The organism is [Clostridium] hylemonae DSM 15053 (assembly GCF_008281175.1).
Classification (GTDB): Bacteria; Bacillota; Clostridia; order Lachnospirales; family Lachnospiraceae; genus Extibacter; species Extibacter hylemonae.
Window position 1 is genome coordinate 900,678 of the sequence record NZ_CP036524.1, and the last position, 17,465, is coordinate 918,142.

Sequence of the window (17,465 nt, forward strand, 5' to 3'; positions counted from 1 at the left end):
GGTATAGCAAAGGGGGGATATCGATGAGTTTTTGCAGTAAATGTGGAAAAGAAACTGGGCAAGGAAGCAAATTCTGTGGAAATTGCGGCGCGCCTCTAAAACCAGTCAATATTGGTTTGCATACGAAGAGAAGTACAAAAATCAAAATGATAGTACCTACGATTGCGATTATTTCTGTATGTATTATTTACATGGTCAGTGGAATTTTCAGCACTGAGCCGGTTGATAGCAAGCATCTTAAGAGCGGGGTCAGTAAGGCAGAAGGAGACAGCGTTGGACAGAATAATGAGGAACCGGAGGCAGCGGTATCAAGTTCGGACAAGGTGATAAATGAACAGACTGCGGCTAAGGCAGTCGGAGCATTTTTGCAATCAGATAATTTAAAAACTTTGTCTACTACCGAGTACTATGAAGTAAGAGGTGACGAAGCCTACCGTTATAACGAAATGATTTATGTGCCTATTTATGCCCCTACTGGAGACAGGGGACTGCAATTTATTTATGTTGCTGTTGCGAACCCCGCCAGTGCGTTTGGTGATACAACAATATTTTATGAAGGCGAGGAATTACAGTCAGGTGAGAGACTAGAAGAATTTCAGGCGTATGATTATTTATAAAGCTCAGTACAAAGGAGAAAGCGAGGTAGATTTCTATGGCATTTTTAGAGGACATTGACAGAACTCTGACTGCATTGGGACAGGGAGCTCTTCAAAAGACTAAGGAGATATCTAATCATGCAAAAGTATCCATTACAATAAAAAGTCTGGAAGAGCAGAAAAAAGAAAGTTTTGTTGAACTGGGAAGTATTTATTACAGCTTACATAAAAAAGACAGAGACAGCCTGACGGAGGAGTTTTCTCAAATAGTCAATCGTATTTATGAATTAGACAGGCAGATAGAAGAGCTTAAGGAGCAGATCATAAGTGAAAGTTATTGCCCTAACTGTAATACTGCAATACCGCTAAATTCAGTTTTCTGCAATGTCTGTGGAACCAGAGTCAAAGAAGCAGCTTTAGATAATGACGGGATGCTGTCTGCTGAACAGAAAAAGTGTAGTCAATGTGGCAATGAAATAGATGAGCATCAGTTGTTCTGCACTTATTGCGGGAGACCAGTCAAGTGAAATACAATTCGTATTTAAGGAGAAAAAAATGATTTGTAAAGAATGTAATACAGAAAACCCCCAGGGCGCTAAATTTTGCCTGAAATGTGGAAAGGAATTAGAACAGGAGCAGATTCAGAATGTTTATAAAAAAAAGACGAGGAAAACTTTGTATATATCTATAATCACTCTGGTTATCTGTATAACGGCATTAATGGGATTTAAAGTATATAGTGATACTAAAAATTATAATGCAGCGATAAAAAGAGCGGAACGTTTTTACGCGAGCGGAAAATACGATGATGCAGTCAGGGAATATGAAAAAGCAATGGACATTTTACCGGAAAACGGCAAAGCATATACAGGGCTGGCATATCTCTATCGCGATCTGGGAGAGTTCAGCAATAGTTACAACATTCTGGAAACTGCCAATGAAGAAGGCATAAAAACGGAACAAGAGGTAGAAGAATTAAAAGAATATGAAGAGAAGTATAACTTCCTTATGAACATGTCCGACAACATTTATTCAGGACGTTATCAGGAAGTGTATGATACATTGGAGTCAGTGACAGCAGATGAATATGGACAGCTTTATATGCAGAACGGAAAGATAGTAGAAAAAATAGAAGATGGTCCTGGAATTATATTTAATGTTGCAGATGGGATTTATGTCGGCGATATCATGGATGGTTTTAGAAATGGGAACGGTATTCAGATAGGTTATTATAATGAGAGCTATTATTATGCAGACGGTCTGTGGGAAGAGGATATGGTAAATGGAGAATGCACTTTGTACTATGATAATTATGGAGGAGAACAAGCAAATGAAATGTATGTCGTAGGGAATTATACGAATAATCTGATGGACGGAGAAATGGAAATGAGATGGAGAAAAAAAGGGGAAGAAGACTATAGCAGCGGGACAGCCCGCGCCGTAGCAGGGGAATTTAAATCTTTAGGAAAGACAGATGATGATAAACTGATCTATGTCAGAGGTGACTCTACATACTGGTCCACAAGCGCATCTGGGTTGAAGGATAATGGCGTTCCATTTTTACCAGAATAAATGGGGTACTGAAGGAGGAGTTTAGATGTTCTGTTTTAAATGTGGAAGACCCATTGAAGTTGCTGATAAGTATTGCCCATATTGCGGAGTTCCTCAATTTTCTGACACAGCAGCATTACCAGATACAGTACAGGTATCAGAGGTCAGTGAGAGTACAAAAAAAGATACTTGGAATGGCATGAGTGCAGTAGATATTCTCATTTGTATCATGTATGCGCTTATGATTCTTCGCTGGACCCGGGTATTCTTAACAAATATAAAGAGTACATGGAATTATTTTAAATTTATAGATAAAGATACAGGTTTAATAGGCTTGTTAGTGTATACAGCAGTATTTGCTATATTAATTTTCACATGTGTTATGGGAATAAACAGCGTAAAACATCATGTATATCACATTAGCATGGGTTTTATAATTATTGGATTTGCAGTATTGATAAAGACAGGGATGCTTATTTTCGATGGAACCTTATTTGATTCCACTCAGATGATAGCGTACCAGATCGTATATGTATATGGAAAAATTACCGTCGGAACAATTGTATTAGGTATTCTAATATCTTTTCTATTGTACACAAAAATAGATAAAAAAGTATAAATTAATAAAACAGATGGTACCTTATTGATCTCTCTTGACTTCGTGTCAGCGCGGGACTATAATGAAGCCAACTTAATTGATCGCGGAGCGGATATGAAAGAGAATATTTCCAAAGAACAATTTATAAAGGCAACATATGAAATTCTCTCGAAGGAGGGGATCCAGGCGTTGAGTATCCGCCGGCTCGGAAAGGTGATGGACTGTAACCCTGCAAATATATACCGTTATTTCACGGGAATGGATGAACTTGTCCTGTATGCGTCGCTGCAGTTTCTGAGGGGGTACCTCAAAGATGTGGCCAGTTGTTTTGAGCGGATACAGGACGGCCTGAAGCTTCATTTTGCGGTTTGGAGGTGCTTTGCGGAATCCTCATTTGAGAGACCCGAGATATTTGACAATCTGTTCTTTGGAAAATACAGCGCCAGGCTGGATCAGATAATGAAGGAATATTATCAGATGTATCCGGAGGAGCTGGATATGATCGGAAAAGGGAAGGAGGTTATATTTATAGACGGTGATTTCAGTCACAGAGATTACCTGATGATCGAGCATTGTGTAAAGGACAGGAATCTGAGCAGAAGTGATGCGAAGCTTTTAAACAGTGCAAGCATTCATCTGTACAAAGGGTATTTGAAAGATATCCTTGACGAAAGAGCGCAGGGAGTGTCTGCAGACGCTACAGGCAAGACTGACGAGTTTATGAAATGTCTGGAGGAAATAGTCTTCAGATTTGTGGCATAATCTTTTATATCCAAAATTAATCGCGATTAATCTTTTAACGATCAGTTGATACCTTAGATAAGGAGGGACAATTATGAACATGGACGAAATGCTGAGAAAAGAAAAGGACAGGGTCGAAAGAAAGATCAAGATAGGAAGCGAGATACTATATCTGACAAAAGACCAGTGCATTGAGGCCGGGCCGGATACGGACGAGACATTGGAAATCATCGAAAAGACTCTGACGGCCCACGGGAATAAAGAGTATGAGATGCCTGCCAAGATCGGCATACATCCGTATGACGATGTATTTTACCACGCTATGCCGGCATATGTGCCCGGGCAGATGGCCTGCGGCGAGAAATGGATCGAATGTTATCCGAGGAATCCAAAAGAATACGGACTGCCCCAGACATCGGGGCTCATGATCTTAAATGAGATACTTACCGGCTTTCCGCTTGTCATTATGGACGGGGCATGGCTCACGGCGATGCGGACACCTGCAGTTACTTCTATAGCCGCGGCAGCGCTGCATCCGGATGCGGAGACATTTGGCATGTTTGGCTGCGGTGTACAGGGGATAGGTCATGTAAGGTTTATCGTTAAGAAGCTGAAAAACCTGAAAAAAATATACGTATATGATGTACGGCAGGAATCCATGGACCGTCTTGTTGAAGAGGTAAAGGATGAGATATCCGGCATAGAGATCATAAAAGCAGCTTCCCCTGAGGAAGTGGCGGCCAATTGTGATGTCATGTCCTCCGCAACGATCATAACAAGAGAAAATATGGCTGTTGTGAAGGAAGAGTGGCTTCACGCAGGACAGACGATCCTTCCCTGTGACTTGAACACGTTCTGGGAGGCCAGTATCCAGAAGAATGCGGATAAGTATATCGTGGACAGCAAAGATGAGCATGTTCTGTTTGACAGCATGGGATATTTTCCGGACGGACTGCCTGATATATATGCAGAGACAGGCGAGATCATAGCGGGACTCAAGCCGGGAAGAGAGCGGAAAGAAGAACGGATCGTGTGCTCCAATATCGGAATGTCTGTATGTGACGTCGCCATGGCGAAATTTATTTTCGATTCTGCGCTTGAGCGAAATCTCGGGACAGTCATGAAGCTTTAGTTATTAATTTGACAATATGAAGCACACGACAGGCGCTCTTTATTGTCGCTGTGCATAAAAAGGCGGTTCTTTTTCTGGTTTGACAGTTTAAGAACCGCCTTTTTAGTGTGTTTGGGAAGATTATAAAAAATAATAATGAATATAATGATATAAAATATCGTTAAAAAAATATCAAAAAAGTATTGACAAATATTTAACGAGGTACTATACTAGGCCCAGAAAGAAAGATAAACACTTTAACGGGAGGAACAATAAAATGGCGAAGAAGAAGGAAGCAGTACCAGCAGTTGTTGACAGTGTAGAGACTCTCGGGGCCAAAATGAAGGCTATGAGAGAGGCTCAGAAAGTATTTGCCACATACACACAGGAGCAGGTCGATAAAATATTCTACGAGGCTGCGCTGGCGGCAAACAAGATGCGTATTCCGCTGGCAAAGCAGGCGGTAGAGGAGACAGGACGAGGTATCGTGGAAGACAAAGTCATCAAGAATCATTATGCTGCCGAATACATTTACAATGCATATAAGGATACAAAAACATGCGGTGTTATCGAGGAGGATAAGGCGCTCGGAATTAAGAAGATCGCAGAGCCGATCGGTCTCGTGGCAGCGGTTATACCGACGACGAATCCAACTTCTACGGCAATATTTAAGACACTTATCTGTCTGAAGACGAGAAACGCGATCATAATCAGCCCCCATCCGTCAGCGAAGGCATCTACAATAGCGGCCGCAAAGATCGTACTGGATGCGGCAGTCAAGGCCGGAGCTCCGGAAGGCATCATAGGCTGGATCGATGTTCCGTCTCTTGAGCTTACAAACATGGTTATGAAAGACGCAGATATTATACTTGCGACCGGAGGACCGGGCATGGTAAAGGCCGCGTATTCTTCCGGAAAACCGGCGCTCGGCGTCGGCGCGGGAAATACTCCTGTAATTATAGATGATACAGCAGACATCAGAATGGCAGTGAACTCTATTATTCACTCCAAGACATTTGACAACGGAATGATATGTGCGTCCGAGCAGTCTGTTACTGTACTGGACAGTGTATATGATGAAGTAAAGAAAGAATTTGCATACAGAGGCTGTTATTTCTTAAAGAAAGGCGAGGAGCTTGACAAAGTCCGCAAGACAATTATTATCAACGGTGCTTTGAACAACAAGATTCCAGGAAAGTCTGCATATGAGATCGCCAGGCTTGCAGGAGTGGAAGTACCTGAGGACACGAAAATACTCATCGGTGAAGTTGAATCTGTCGACATTTCAGAAGAATTTGCCCATGAAAAATTGTCACCGGTACTCGGAATGTACAGGGCAAAAACATTTGATGATGCACTTGCCAAGGCAGAGCAGCTCGTGGCCGACGGAGGTTACGGACATACGGCGTCTCTGTATGTACACCCGGCAGAGCAGGAGAAGATCGCAAAGCATGCGGCGGCAATGAAGACTTGCCGGATTCTTATCAACACACCGTCCTCACACGGCGGCATCGGCGACTTGTATAACTTCAAGCTTGCTCCGTCTCTGACGCTTGGATGTGGTTCCTGGGGCGGGAACTCCGTATCAGAGAATGTAGGGGTTAAGCACTTGATCAACATCAAGACAGTTGCCGAGAGGAGAGAAAACATGCTTTGGTTCAGAACACCTGAGAAGGTATACTTTAAGAAAGGCTGTATGCCGGTAGCACTTGACGAACTTGGAACAGTTATGAAAAAGAAAAAAGCATTTATCGTAACTGACTCCTTCTTATATAAAAACGGTTATGTAGCGCCAATAGAGGAAAAGCTGGACGAGATGGGTATACAGCATACATGCTTCTATGAAGTGGCGCCGGACCCGACACTGCAGTGCGCGCAGAAGGGCACCGACCAGATGAAGCAGTTTGAGCCTGATACGATCATCGCCCTGGGCGGAGGATCCGCCATGGACGCGGCTAAGATCATGTGGGTGATGTATGAGCATCCAGATGTAAACTTTGAAGATATGGCGATGGATTTCATGGATATCCGAAAGAGAGTATATACGTTCCCGAAAATGGGGGAAAAAGCTTACTTTGTAGCGATTCCTACATCTTCAGGCACCGGCTCCGAGGTGACTCCGTTTGCGATCATTACAGATGCGGACACTGGAGTGAAATGGCCTATCGCTGACTATGAGCTTCTTCCGAATATGGCCATCGTCGATGTTGACAATATGATGACACAGCCAAAGGGACTTACGAGCGCGTCAGGTATTGACGTTATGACACACGCGATCGAAGCTTATGTATCAATTATGGCAACAGACTACACAGACGGGCTTGCGATGAAGGCGGTCAAAAATGTATTTGACTATCTGCCGTCCGCATACGAAAACGGCGCAAACGACCCGAAGGCACGTGAGATGATGGCTAACGCGTCCTGTATGGCAGGTATGGCATTTGCCAATGCGTTCCTTGGCCTCAACCATTCCATGGCGCATAAATTAGGAGCTTTCCACCATCTGCCGCACGGAGTCGCCAATGCAGTCCTCCTCACGGAAGTTATGAAATACAATGCCGCTGAAGTGCCGACGAAGATGGGAACATTCTCACAGTATGAATATCCCCATGCACTTGCAAGATACGCAGAGTTAGGGCGGTTTGCAGGATGCCAGGGCAAGGATGACCAGGAAGTGCTGAACAGCTTTGTGGCAAAACTTGAAGATTTAAAAGAAAAGATCGGCATCAAGAAGACGATCAAAGATTATGGCATAGATGAGAAATATTTCCTGGATACATTGGACGACATGGTAGAGCAGGCGTTCAATGACCAGTGTACAGGAGCCAACCCACGATATCCGCTGATGAAGGAGATCAAAGAACTTTACCTGAAGTGCTACTATGGTAAATAAAACAATAGCTTTCTCTCAAAATTTTTCATAATAAGTTTTTCCCATGGATTTGGGACGCGGCAATGTAAAATGCCGCGTCCCAAATCGTATTTTACGGTATAACTGCATAAAATAATGTTCTTTGCTATATGTTAAATAATTAACAATAATTATGATGACCAAAAATAAGTTAAAAAAATATCAAAAAAGTCTTTTCAAACAAAGAAGGCAGGTGTATAATGACAATATCAAATAAATGAACGGCTGTAAATACATACAAGGAGGTAAGACTATGAACATGGAGAAAGCTGCTTTGATCGTTGAGAGACCACATAAGAAAGTGTATAAATGTGAGAAGGACATTGTTAAGGTATTCAATCCAAACCATCCGAAGGCTGATGTGTTTAACGAAGCATTGAATACGGCGCGGGTAGAGGCTGCAGGCCTTGACATACCGAAAGTGAAAGAAGTGACGGAGATCGACGGAAGATGGTCAATTGTGATCGAGTATAAGGATGGGAAAACGCTGGAAGAGATGATGCTCGTAGACGCCGGCAATCTGGAGAAATATATGGAGGATTTTGTGGATCTTCAGCTGGAAATGCACAGCAGGAAGGCGCCTCTCCTCAATAAACTTCATGATAAACTGGCACGGCAGATCAACAGCCTGAAAGAGCTGGATGCGACGACCAGGTATGAACTGCTCACAAGGCTCGACAGTATGCCGAAGCATGACAAAGTATGTCACGGTGATTTTAACCCGAGCAATGTGATCGTGGGAAAGAACGGGAAGATGACGATCGTTGACTGGGCGCATGCGACACAGGGCAATGCCAGTGCGGACGCAGCCATGACGTATCTGCTCTTTGCTTTAAAGAATCAGGAGACGGCAGATCTGTATCTGAAAATGTTCTGCAGGAAATCGGATACGGCAAGGCAGTATGTGCAGCAGTGGCTCCCGATAGTGGCTGCGGCACAGCTTACAAAAGACAACGAGCTGGAAAAGGACTTCCTCATGAAGTGGATAGACGTTATGGACTATCAGTAGAAGACGTGAAGTATTAATATGTAATAAAAAAGTCCGGAAGAGAATATCGGTTTCTCCTTCGGACTTTTTGTGACAATTAAAAGAAAGATCTTATGGCCTACCAGAACACGTTTCCGCCTACGTTAACACCGGAAGCGCCTGTCCATGCGGCATTAAACGAATAACAATTAAGAACGGCAGCGTGTCTTGCTCCGCCAAGTGCGGCCTGTGCCGCTGAATAGGCTGACTGCGACGGTCCCCTTGCCAGAACCCGGTTCAGGCTGCCATCCCAGGTGGGCGCAAACTGGCCGGACTGATAGATGACTCCGCGGATAGAGTTCGGATAACTCGGACTGGACACTCTGTTCATAATAACTGTGGCAACGGCCAGCATACCATCGTAACTGCCGCCTGCCTCGCACTCAAGTATTGCAGCGAATAATGCAGTATCACTTACATTGGCATCAATGGAGCCTCCATTGTTGACAGTTCCTCCGTTGCTGCCGTCAGTATTGTTGTTTTTATTACCATTGTCAGTATTTTTGCCCGGCGCTGATGTGGAGCCGGCAACGGAATTATCCTGAGCAGTTTTAAGTGCGGCAGCCGCGGCTTTTGCCCGTTCCAGCTGAGCGCTGTATTTGGATAATTCACCTGAAGTAGAAGATATCTTTGCATTTAATGCTTCCTGTTTGGATTCCAGGTCGCTTTGCAGTCCCGCTAATTCCTCTTGTTGTGTTTCTAAAGTTTCCTGTTTCTTCTCGATGTCGACACGGACCGCTTGAAGTTCGTCCAACATCTGTCTGTCATATGTACTGATATTAGATACAAATTCTGCCTTGTTTAAAAAATCTGCCATGTTCTCGGAGGAAAAAAGTATTTCCAGTAAGGAGGCGCTTCCGCCTTCATACATAAACTTGATCCTGTCCTTCATGGCGTCATACTGGGCATCTTCATTCAGCTTTGCAGCGGCAACGTCCAGTTTGGACTTTTCAACCGAAGCAGAGAGCTCTTCTATCTTGGAAGATGTTGCGTCCAGCTCATCAGACAAGGTCGACAGCTGACTGTTAAGGTCTTTAAGCTCCCCCTGCAGATCAGATGTCTTTCCTTCCAACTCGTTTGTTGAAGGTTCTGCATATACCGATGTATTAACAGAAGCAATTGTTACGGCGCAAGTAAGACATATAGCAGCACGCAATATACGTTTCTTTTTCGTACTCTTCATATACATTTCCTTTCCCTTTTTAGCGAGTGCTTTTCTATTATACAACAAATTGCTTTATAAAGCAAATTTTGTTAAAATGGAACATAGAATGTAAGAACGTGGAGGAAAAACGTTATGAGAAAATATGAAGAAGAGCACTATAGATATGATAACATCAAAGATGCCATATATCCGTGGATAAAAGAAGAACTTACGGACAGCCATGCGCTTAACGGGAAACATATATCGGAAAAAGACACACCGGTCATATCTTTTACCGGAGGCCTGAAAATAATATTTGTGATCAGGCGGGGTGAGGACACGTTTGAAGTGCTCAAAGACAATATGCTGCCCCCGGACTGTAATATAGAAGAACTATACCATAAGTCATGTGAAAATCTTATCCGGGATGTGGAATTTGTAATAGGAAACACATGGTACGGCGCGTTCGCCATTATAGCGGACGGACATCACGAATGCAGCTCACTCTGCTTTAAGCATATCTGGCAGGTATGTGTAGATAAGCTTAAGGATGATATTGTCGTGATGGCGCCGACGAAAGATATGGTACTCTTTGCGGCAGCCGCCCAGGAGGAAGTCGTAAGAAAGATGGCAGACCACGGAAGACAGGCGTATGAGAGCTCTTCAGACAAAATCAGCCAGTCACTGCTGCTGTTTTCCAAAGACAGAAAGGAACTGACGGTATATGATAAAGAATATTAAGATGGTGGCATTTGACCTGGACGGCACATTGCTGACTACAGAAAAGGTATTTACAGAGCGTGCCGGGAAGGCCATTACAAAAGCCTCCGAAAGAGGGATCGTGCTTCTCCCCGCAACAGGGAGGCCGCTCGGCGCAATACCGGAGGAAATACTGCATTATCCCGGCATCCGGTATGCCATCACGGCCAACGGCGGGAGGGTCGTGGATACTGTGAGCGGCAACGTTATATATGAAAAGCCTGTTCCGCCGGAGATTGCCCGAAAAGTATTGGATATTTACGAACATTATGATACACTACGAGAAGTATATTATGACGGAGCCGGATTTGCGGAAGAGAAAATGCTCAGGCGGATCAGAGACTTCTTCGGAGTATCGGCTATGGGAGATTATATTCTGTCTACAAGGACACCGGTGGCTGATATCAGAGAAAAGTTTGAATCCGAGGGAAGGGCGGTAGATAAGGTGCAGGCGGTGTTTGCCAGCCTTGCGGATAAGCAAAAGGCGCTCGAGGAACTAAGCGAGATCGAAGGGATCGAGGTGACCGGCGCGCTGGTCAATAATATAGAAGTAAGCGTGCAGGGTGTCAACAAAGGAAATGCGCTTCTTGCGCTTGGCGAAATGCTTCATATTAAAAAGGAAGAGATTCTGGCGCTGGGGGACGGCGCGAATGATATAGAGATGCTGAAAAAGGCAGGGATTGGCATAGCGATGGCCAATAGTTCCGATGAAGTGAAAGCTGCGGCTGACATCGTGACAGTATCCAACGATGAAGAAGGTGTCGCGCGGATCATTGAAGAATATGTATTGTAGTCTTACGGCGGGAAAGCCGCGTAAGGAAAATCGCAGACGCTGCTGCGGACTGCAGATATCCAATGTGTATAAGAAGGGAGAAAAGGATGTTAGACATTATTAAAGTAATTATTCTGGGGATCGTAGAGGGGATCACAGAATGGCTGCCGGTCAGCAGTACCGGTCATTTGATTCTTGTAGGAGATGTGCTGAAGCCAAGCATGTCGGCCGGGTTTATGGAAATGTTCAACGTGGTCATACAGCTTGGGGCGATCATGGCGGTGGTCGTACTGTATTTTCATAAGCTGAACCCGTTTTCGCCGAAAAAGACCGGCAAACAGAAGATGCTTACATGGCAGATGTGGATCAAGGTAGTGATAGCTTCCGTTCCGGCGGGAGTCATCGGTATTCTTTTTAATGATATCCTCGACGAACTGTTCTATAAACCGTTTCCGGTAGCTGTTATGCTTATTTTGTACGGCGCGCTGTTTATCATCATTGAGAACCGCAACGCTCACAGAAAACCAAGTGTCAACAGGATATCGGATCTCACGGTTCCGATGCTGCTCTGGATAGGCTTTTTCCAGATGCTTGCGCTCATACCCGGTACCTCCAGGTCAGGCGCAACGATCGTCGGAGCGCTGATCATCGGTGTTTCAAGGGAGATCGCGGCGGAGTTTACCTTCTTTCTTGCGATACCGGCGATGTTTGGGGCGAGTCTTATAAAGCTTATCAAATTCGGATTTCATTTTACCGGGGCAGAATTTGGCCTGCTCATGCTCGGATGTGTCGTATCCTTCGGACTGTCTATTGTGGCGATCCGCTTCCTGATGGGATATATTAAGAAGCATGATTTCAAGGTGTTCGGCTGGTATAGGATAGCGCTTGGCGGAATCATAGTCATATACACAGGTGTTCAGATTTTGCTGGGGTGATAAAGTTTGTGTTTTGGGGGTGTACGGAGGCCCGAAGGGCCGCACCTGGCCGCTGCAGAAGCGCTGCGGCAGCCGGGGATCCGTAACAGCAGGAAGAGCCGGAATCGGATAACCGAGCCTATTCGGAAGGAAATCCTGAAGGGATTTCCTCCCTCAGAGGCTCTCGGGGATGTTATTTGAGATAACATCCCCGTATCCGATTCCGGCTCTTCCTGCAGCAACGGCTCCCTCGTCTGCCTCCGAACGTTCTGCAGCGGCCAGGTGCGGCCCTTCGGGCCTCCTGTCCTTCGCCAAGGCTCAACAGCTTTATCAGCCGCAGGCTTTAGGGGGTGTTAACATGGATATAGTGTCTGGGGAAGGTGTATAGGGCTTAAATTTCTTTGGTTTAATGTATATTACTGATCTTTATAGACCTCTAGGAATAAATTCTTCCTTTGTAGCAGATTTCTCTTGTTTTTCTTGGGAAACATGATAAAATATGTACTAGACTTGTATTTTTATGCACAAAAATCAATCAGGTGAATTTGGAGGAATATGGTTATGAAATTGAAAAAACTGGTCAGTGTTTTGTTGGTGGGAGCTTGTGTGGTTTCTCTTGCTGCGTGTGGTTCGGACAAGAAGGAGAAGAGTGACGACGGGGATAAGAAGTCTAAGGATACTCTTGTGATGGCGACGAATGCGGAGTTTCCTCCGTATGAATTCCGTGACGGAGATGATGTGGTCGGTATCGACGCGGAGGTGGCGCAGGCGATCGCTGATAAGCTTGGAATGGAGCTGAAGATCGAGGATATGGCTTTTGATTCGATCATTCCGGCAGTTACGAGCGGTAAAGCTGATTTCGGCGCGGCGGGTCTTACTGTTACGGATGAGCGTAAAGAAAATGTAGATTTTACTGATACTTATGCAAAGGCTACACAGGTGATCATGGTGAAGGAAGACAGCAAGGTTGCCGGCCCTGACGACCTGACAGGCAAGAAGATCGGTGTTCAGCTTGGAACAACAGGAGATATATACGCAGGTGACATCGAGGATGCGGAAGTAGAACGTTACAATAAAGGATTTGAGGCTGTTCAGGCGCTGCAGCAGGGCAAGATCGATGCGGTTGTCATTGACGGAGAGCCTGCAAAAGAATTTGTAAAACAGGCGGAAGGGATCAAGATCCTGGATGAGGCATTTACGGAAGAAGAGTATGCGCTTGCGGTAGACAAAGGAAATGAAGATCTGCTGGGCAAGATAAATGACGCGCTGAATGAGCTTAAAGATAACGGCAAGCTGGATGAGATCGTTGATAAATACATCAATGCAGATGATGCAGAATAAAAGATAAGGATGTAGACTATGTTACAGACATTGCAGGATAAATTTGTTGCCAATTTTATAACAAAATCCAGGTGGAAATATATACTGGACGGCCTGGGCGTTACATTAAAGATCACGTTTTTTGCCGTGCTTATCGGTATCGCGCTTGGTTTTCTCGTAGCGATCGTGCGTTCCACATATGACAGAACAGGGAAGCTTAAGATATTAAATCTATTATGCAAGCTGTATCTGACAGTCATCAGAGGAACCCCTGTGGTTGTTCAGCTGCTGATCATCTATTTTGTTATATTCGGCAGCATGGACATCGATAAAGTGATCGTGGCGGTGCTCGCCTTTGGCATTAATTCCGGCGCGTATGTGGCGGAGATATTCCGCTCCGGGATCATGTCCATCGACAACGGGCAGTTTGAGGCGGGACGCAGCCTGGGCTTTAATTATACACAGACGATGATACATATTATTATGCCTCAGGCGTTCAAGAATGTACTGCCGGCTCTCGGAAATGAATTTATCGTGCTTTTGAAAGAGACATCCGTATCCGGTTATATTGCCATGCAGGATCTGACAAAGGGCGGTGACATCATAAGGAGCCAGACGTTTGACGCCTTTATGCCGCTCATCGGCGTTGCCCTTATCTATCTGGCGATGGTATTGATATTTACGAAGCTTGTAAATATGCTGGAAAGGAGGTTAAGGAGCAGTGACCACTAACGGAGAGACTTTGATCAAAGTAGAAGAACTTCACAAGATTTTCGGGGAACTGCATGCCCTTAACGGAGTTTCCGAGGAAATAAAAAAAGGCGAGGTAGTAGTGATCGTGGGGCCGTCAGGCTCCGGGAAATCTACATTTCTGCGCTCGCTGAACCTGCTGGAGGAACCGTCCAGAGGTCATGTGTATTTTGAAGGCACAGATATTACGGGGAAAAATGTAGATATCAACAAGCACCGTCAGAAGATGGGAATGGTGTTTCAGCATTTTAACCTGTTTCCCCATAAGACGATTCTCCAGAATATCACACTGGCGCCGGTAAAGCTTTTGAAAAAGAGCAAAGAAGAGGCGGAGAAAAGCGCCATGGATCTGCTGAGGCTTGTAGGGCTTGAGGAGAAAGCGAATTCATATCCGTCCCAGCTGTCTGGCGGACAGAAGCAGAGAATAGCTATCATTCGTTCCCTGGCAATGAACCCGGAAGTAATGCTCTTTGATGAGCCGACATCTGCCCTTGACCCTGAGATGGTCGGGGAAGTGCTGGAGCTTATGAAGAAGCTTGCCAGAGACGGCATGACGATGGTAGTCGTGACGCATGAGATGGGATTTGCAAAGGAAGTGGCGACGAGAGTGATCTTCATGGACGAAGGGGAGATCAAGGAACAGGGCGGCCCGGATGAATTTTTCGGCAATCCGAAAGAACCGAGACTGCAGGAGTTCCTTTCTAAGATTCTGTAATATGAACGGCAGAAGGGCAGATGCGCAGGACTGCGCAAGTGTGCTTCTGCGTCCGTAACAAAGAGCCGGAAACAGGCAGTTATGTCTGTTTCCGGCTCTTTTTCTGCAGCAGCGGCTGCTATTGGGTGACCTCATATATGCCAGGGCCGTCTGTCCAGTTATACCACGCATCTTCGTTGTCGGGATCCTCCCCGTAGAAATCAAATACCGAATGGATAGAGTCGCCTGCGGCCGGACAATTCTCGGCGGTCGTAACGATGCCGGGCGCTGTCATATATTCGCCGGCTTTGGAGATCGTACATCCGTCATCGCCGGGGTTCAGGCCTTTCACCTGAATGTCATTTATGACTTCAAATGTCATGTGAGTAAAATATTCAAATGGCTGAGAATACGTATATTTGATCGGTGTGTTGCCGCGGATATAGCTCCAGGTAGAAGAGCCGCCGTCAACACCTGATACAAATGTCTTTTCGCCTGTCTTGTCTCCCGCCTGAACGATAGCTTCCGCCGCTGACAGTGCAGGTGTATCGGCGGAACAGAAGATAAACTGAAGTTCATTTCCGTACTGCTGGAGCCATGTCTGGGCGATAGTGTACCCTGCCGTGTTCAGATCTCCTGTGGATGCAAGATCGATAGAATCGAGCAGTTCCAGATTTGTATCCTTTGCGTAGTTCTTGGCCTCGTCTGCCCGGAGAGTCATAACTTCGGACATTGCAAGCTCATAAACGGCGTATTTAAGTTCAGCGCCATGGTCCGCTACGACCTGATCCATTATGGCTTTCGCCGCTTCTGCGTTGTCCATGGTAGAGTTGGAGATAACACCGTCAATGACACTGTTGTCGTTTGAATAGATGCCGATCCCTGCGCCGCGCGCCTGTTCTACAAGATCCTGATAGGAGTCGAAGGACTGGGTGACACCGATGATAATGGCGGTCGGCTGCTGGCTGATGGCGTTCTGGAAGTATTCCCTGAAGTTGTCTTCCTTTTCATAGTTGATGACCTGATAATCCCAGCCGCGGTGTGCCGCTTCGACAGCAGCCTGCTGTTCGCAGCGGATATTGCTCTCGTCAGTCATGTTTGAGATCAAGTAAATAATGCTCACCTCTTCTTCGTCTGCGACAGCAGGTCTCTCATAGTCGTCAAATGCTTTGGAAGCGCTTTTCTGGCCTCCGGAATCATCTGAGCCTTTGCCGCAGGCTGTCAGTGCCAAAACGAAACTTGCCGTCAGTAATACGCTTAGAAACTTTCTTTTCATAATGTTCCTCCTTGTTTTCTTTTGTTATTCTATCGCTTTTACTCTTCTGAACCTTGTCCCAGCATATCCTCCTTTCATGACTGAACATTTGCAAACGTTATCTGCACATTTGAGATAACTAAAATGAACAAATGTTAAAATAAAATGGACAAATGATTCATATATATGTTGTTTTATATTATAAAATGCACAAATTAATTTGTCAATACAATATTATAATGTTAAATAATCTCGATAAAAAAGAACAATTGACAAATAGAATGAACATATGCTAACATTCAATTATTAAAACTAATTGGGCCAATTACAATAAACAGAAAAATTCAAGGAGGAAAATTATGCGCTACAAAAAATTAGGGAAATCTGGTGTTGATGTATCTACTATGACTATTGGAACTTGGGCAATGGGAGGCCTTGGTTACGGCTCTGTTGAAAGAGGAGACTGTATAGAGGCTGTCCGCGCAATGATCGGGCAGGGAGTCAACCATATCGATACTGCCTGGGTATATGGGCTTGGTGAGTCTGATAAAGTGGTGGGAGAAGCAATAAAGGGCATGCGCGATAAGGTGCTCATCACTACCAAGTGCGGGTTCCGGAATCCGGCGGACGGCAGCGGACCGAATTATCCCGACTGTTCGCCCGAGTGGATGTCGTGGTGTTTTGAGGAGTCACTGAGGAATCTGGGGACGGATTATGTTGACTTTTTCCTCATACATGTGCCGGATACCAACGTCCCGTTTGAGGTGACTGCCGAGTGTGTCAATAAATGGCAGCGGGAAGGAAAGGTCCGTTATCTCGGCGTATCCAATTTCGGTATTCCGGAGATGGAGAAAATGGGGCAGTACATAGATATTACGGCGGTACAGTCCGGCTATTCTATGGTCGTCCGCGGGGAAGAGGATAATATGATCTGGGCAAAAGAGCACAATATCGGCGTTATGACTCACAGCTCCCTCGCCAGCGGTCTTCTGGCGGGCGCGATCCGCAAACTGCCGGAACTGCCCGACGATGACATCCGCAAGCTGTACCAGTATCCTCATTTTCAGGAGCCAAGATTCTCCCAGGTCATGGAGCTTTTGAAGACGCTTGACAAAATTGCAGAAGAAAGAAATGTCCCGGTAGCCCAGGTGGCATTGAACTGGAATACCCAGAAAGACTTTGTCACAACATCGCTCTGCGGCGTGCGCAATGTCAAGGAGGCTCTTGAAAACTGCAGAAGCACGGAATGGGAGCTGACCGCTGGGGAAATGGAAATGATCGACAAGGCGATTGACGAAACGGTAGGCAGGTAAAATTCACAG

The 17,465-nt window shown here is 45.3% G+C and carries 17 protein-coding genes; 15 read left to right on the forward strand and 2 right to left on the reverse strand.

Going from position 1 to position 17,465, the window contains the following annotated elements:
• The first annotated feature begins 23 nt into the window (after positions 1-23).
• From LAJLEIBI_RS04230 to LAJLEIBI_RS04265, 8 genes are all read left to right on the forward strand, one after another.
• The gene (locus LAJLEIBI_RS04230) at positions 24-617 is read left to right on the forward strand and encodes a zinc ribbon domain-containing protein (protein WP_006445024.1); all 594 of its coding nucleotides are present in this window, start codon (positions 24-26) and stop codon (positions 615-617) included.
• Between the two features lie 35 nt (positions 618-652).
• Entirely contained in the window at positions 653-1,123 is a 471-nt protein-coding gene (locus tag LAJLEIBI_RS04235) for a zinc ribbon domain-containing protein (protein ID WP_006445025.1), read from the forward strand.
• Positions 1,077-2,168 (forward strand): tetratricopeptide repeat protein, encoded by a 1,092-nt coding sequence (locus LAJLEIBI_RS04240; RefSeq protein WP_147570530.1) that lies wholly within the window; start codon positions 1,077-1,079, stop codon positions 2,166-2,168. The genes LAJLEIBI_RS04235 and LAJLEIBI_RS04240 overlap by 47 nt, the downstream gene beginning before the upstream one ends.
• A 25-nt stretch (positions 2,169-2,193) precedes the next feature.
• Complete coding sequence (locus LAJLEIBI_RS04245) at positions 2,194-2,766, forward strand: zinc ribbon domain-containing protein (RefSeq protein WP_040435989.1); 573 nt, start codon at positions 2,194-2,196, stop codon at positions 2,764-2,766.
• A 93-nt stretch (positions 2,767-2,859) separates the two neighbouring features.
• Entirely contained in the window at positions 2,860-3,507 is a 648-nt protein-coding gene (locus tag LAJLEIBI_RS04250; RefSeq protein WP_040435991.1) for a TetR/AcrR family transcriptional regulator, read from the forward strand.
• Between the two features lie 73 nt (positions 3,508-3,580).
• Entirely contained in the window at positions 3,581-4,618 is a 1,038-nt protein-coding gene (locus LAJLEIBI_RS04255; protein ID WP_006445030.1) for an ornithine cyclodeaminase family protein, read from the forward strand.
• A 256-nt stretch (positions 4,619-4,874) separates the two neighbouring features.
• Positions 4,875-7,490: a bifunctional acetaldehyde-CoA/alcohol dehydrogenase gene (adhE, locus tag LAJLEIBI_RS04260; RefSeq protein WP_149301898.1), complete on the forward strand. Its 2,616-nt coding sequence runs from the start codon at positions 4,875-4,877 to the stop codon at positions 7,488-7,490.
• 271 nt (positions 7,491-7,761) lie between these two features.
• Positions 7,762-8,517, forward strand: coding sequence for an aminoglycoside phosphotransferase family protein (locus LAJLEIBI_RS04265; protein WP_040435992.1), 756 nt, complete (start codon positions 7,762-7,764; stop codon positions 8,515-8,517).
• Positions 8,518-8,614: 97 nt separating this feature from the next.
• Here the strand turns inward: LAJLEIBI_RS04265 and LAJLEIBI_RS04270 are convergent, their stop codons facing one another.
• Entirely contained in the window at positions 8,615-9,607 is a 993-nt protein-coding gene (locus LAJLEIBI_RS04270; protein ID WP_243133343.1) for a coiled-coil domain-containing protein, read from the reverse strand.
• Between the two features lie 225 nt (positions 9,608-9,832).
• On the opposite strand from LAJLEIBI_RS04270, the gene LAJLEIBI_RS04275 reads away from it, so the two are divergent.
• The 6 genes from LAJLEIBI_RS04275 to LAJLEIBI_RS04300 all read left to right on the forward strand — a co-directional run bounded on the left by LAJLEIBI_RS04275 (position 9,833) and on the right by LAJLEIBI_RS04300 (position 14,909).
• Positions 9,833-10,420, forward strand: a complete 588-nt coding sequence (locus tag LAJLEIBI_RS04275) for a hypothetical protein (RefSeq protein WP_006445036.1) — start codon at positions 9,833-9,835, stop codon at positions 10,418-10,420.
• Positions 10,404-11,231, forward strand: coding sequence for a Cof-type HAD-IIB family hydrolase (locus tag LAJLEIBI_RS04280; RefSeq protein ID WP_006445037.1), 828 nt, complete (start codon positions 10,404-10,406; stop codon positions 11,229-11,231). The genes LAJLEIBI_RS04275 and LAJLEIBI_RS04280 overlap by 17 nt, the downstream gene beginning before the upstream one ends.
• A gap of 86 nt (positions 11,232-11,317) precedes the next feature.
• Positions 11,318-12,145: an undecaprenyl-diphosphate phosphatase gene (locus tag LAJLEIBI_RS04285; protein ID WP_040435993.1), complete on the forward strand. Its 828-nt coding sequence runs from the start codon at positions 11,318-11,320 to the stop codon at positions 12,143-12,145.
• 534 nt (positions 12,146-12,679) lie between these two features.
• Complete coding sequence (locus LAJLEIBI_RS04290; protein ID WP_006445041.1) at positions 12,680-13,465, forward strand: basic amino acid ABC transporter substrate-binding protein; 786 nt, start codon at positions 12,680-12,682, stop codon at positions 13,463-13,465.
• 18 nt (positions 13,466-13,483) lie between these two features.
• Positions 13,484-14,176 (forward strand): amino acid ABC transporter permease, encoded by a 693-nt coding sequence (locus tag LAJLEIBI_RS04295; RefSeq protein ID WP_006445042.1) that lies wholly within the window; start codon positions 13,484-13,486, stop codon positions 14,174-14,176.
• Positions 14,166-14,909 carry an amino acid ABC transporter ATP-binding protein gene (locus LAJLEIBI_RS04300; RefSeq protein ID WP_006445043.1) on the forward strand — a complete coding sequence of 248 codons (744 nt, stop codon included), beginning with the start codon at positions 14,166-14,168 and terminating at the stop codon, positions 14,907-14,909. Before LAJLEIBI_RS04295 ends, LAJLEIBI_RS04300 begins: the two co-directional genes overlap by 11 nt.
• Positions 14,910-15,027: 118 nt before the next feature.
• On the opposite strand, the gene LAJLEIBI_RS04305 is transcribed toward LAJLEIBI_RS04300, so the two are convergent.
• Complete coding sequence (locus LAJLEIBI_RS04305) at positions 15,028-16,164, reverse strand: sugar ABC transporter substrate-binding protein (RefSeq protein WP_006445044.1); 1,137 nt, start codon at positions 16,162-16,164, stop codon at positions 15,028-15,030.
• 338 nt (positions 16,165-16,502) lie between these two features.
• Between LAJLEIBI_RS04305 and LAJLEIBI_RS04310 the strand changes: the two genes are divergently transcribed.
• Positions 16,503-17,456 (forward strand): aldo/keto reductase, encoded by a 954-nt coding sequence (locus LAJLEIBI_RS04310; RefSeq protein WP_006445046.1) that lies wholly within the window; start codon positions 16,503-16,505, stop codon positions 17,454-17,456.
• Positions 17,457-17,465 lie beyond the last annotated feature (9 nt).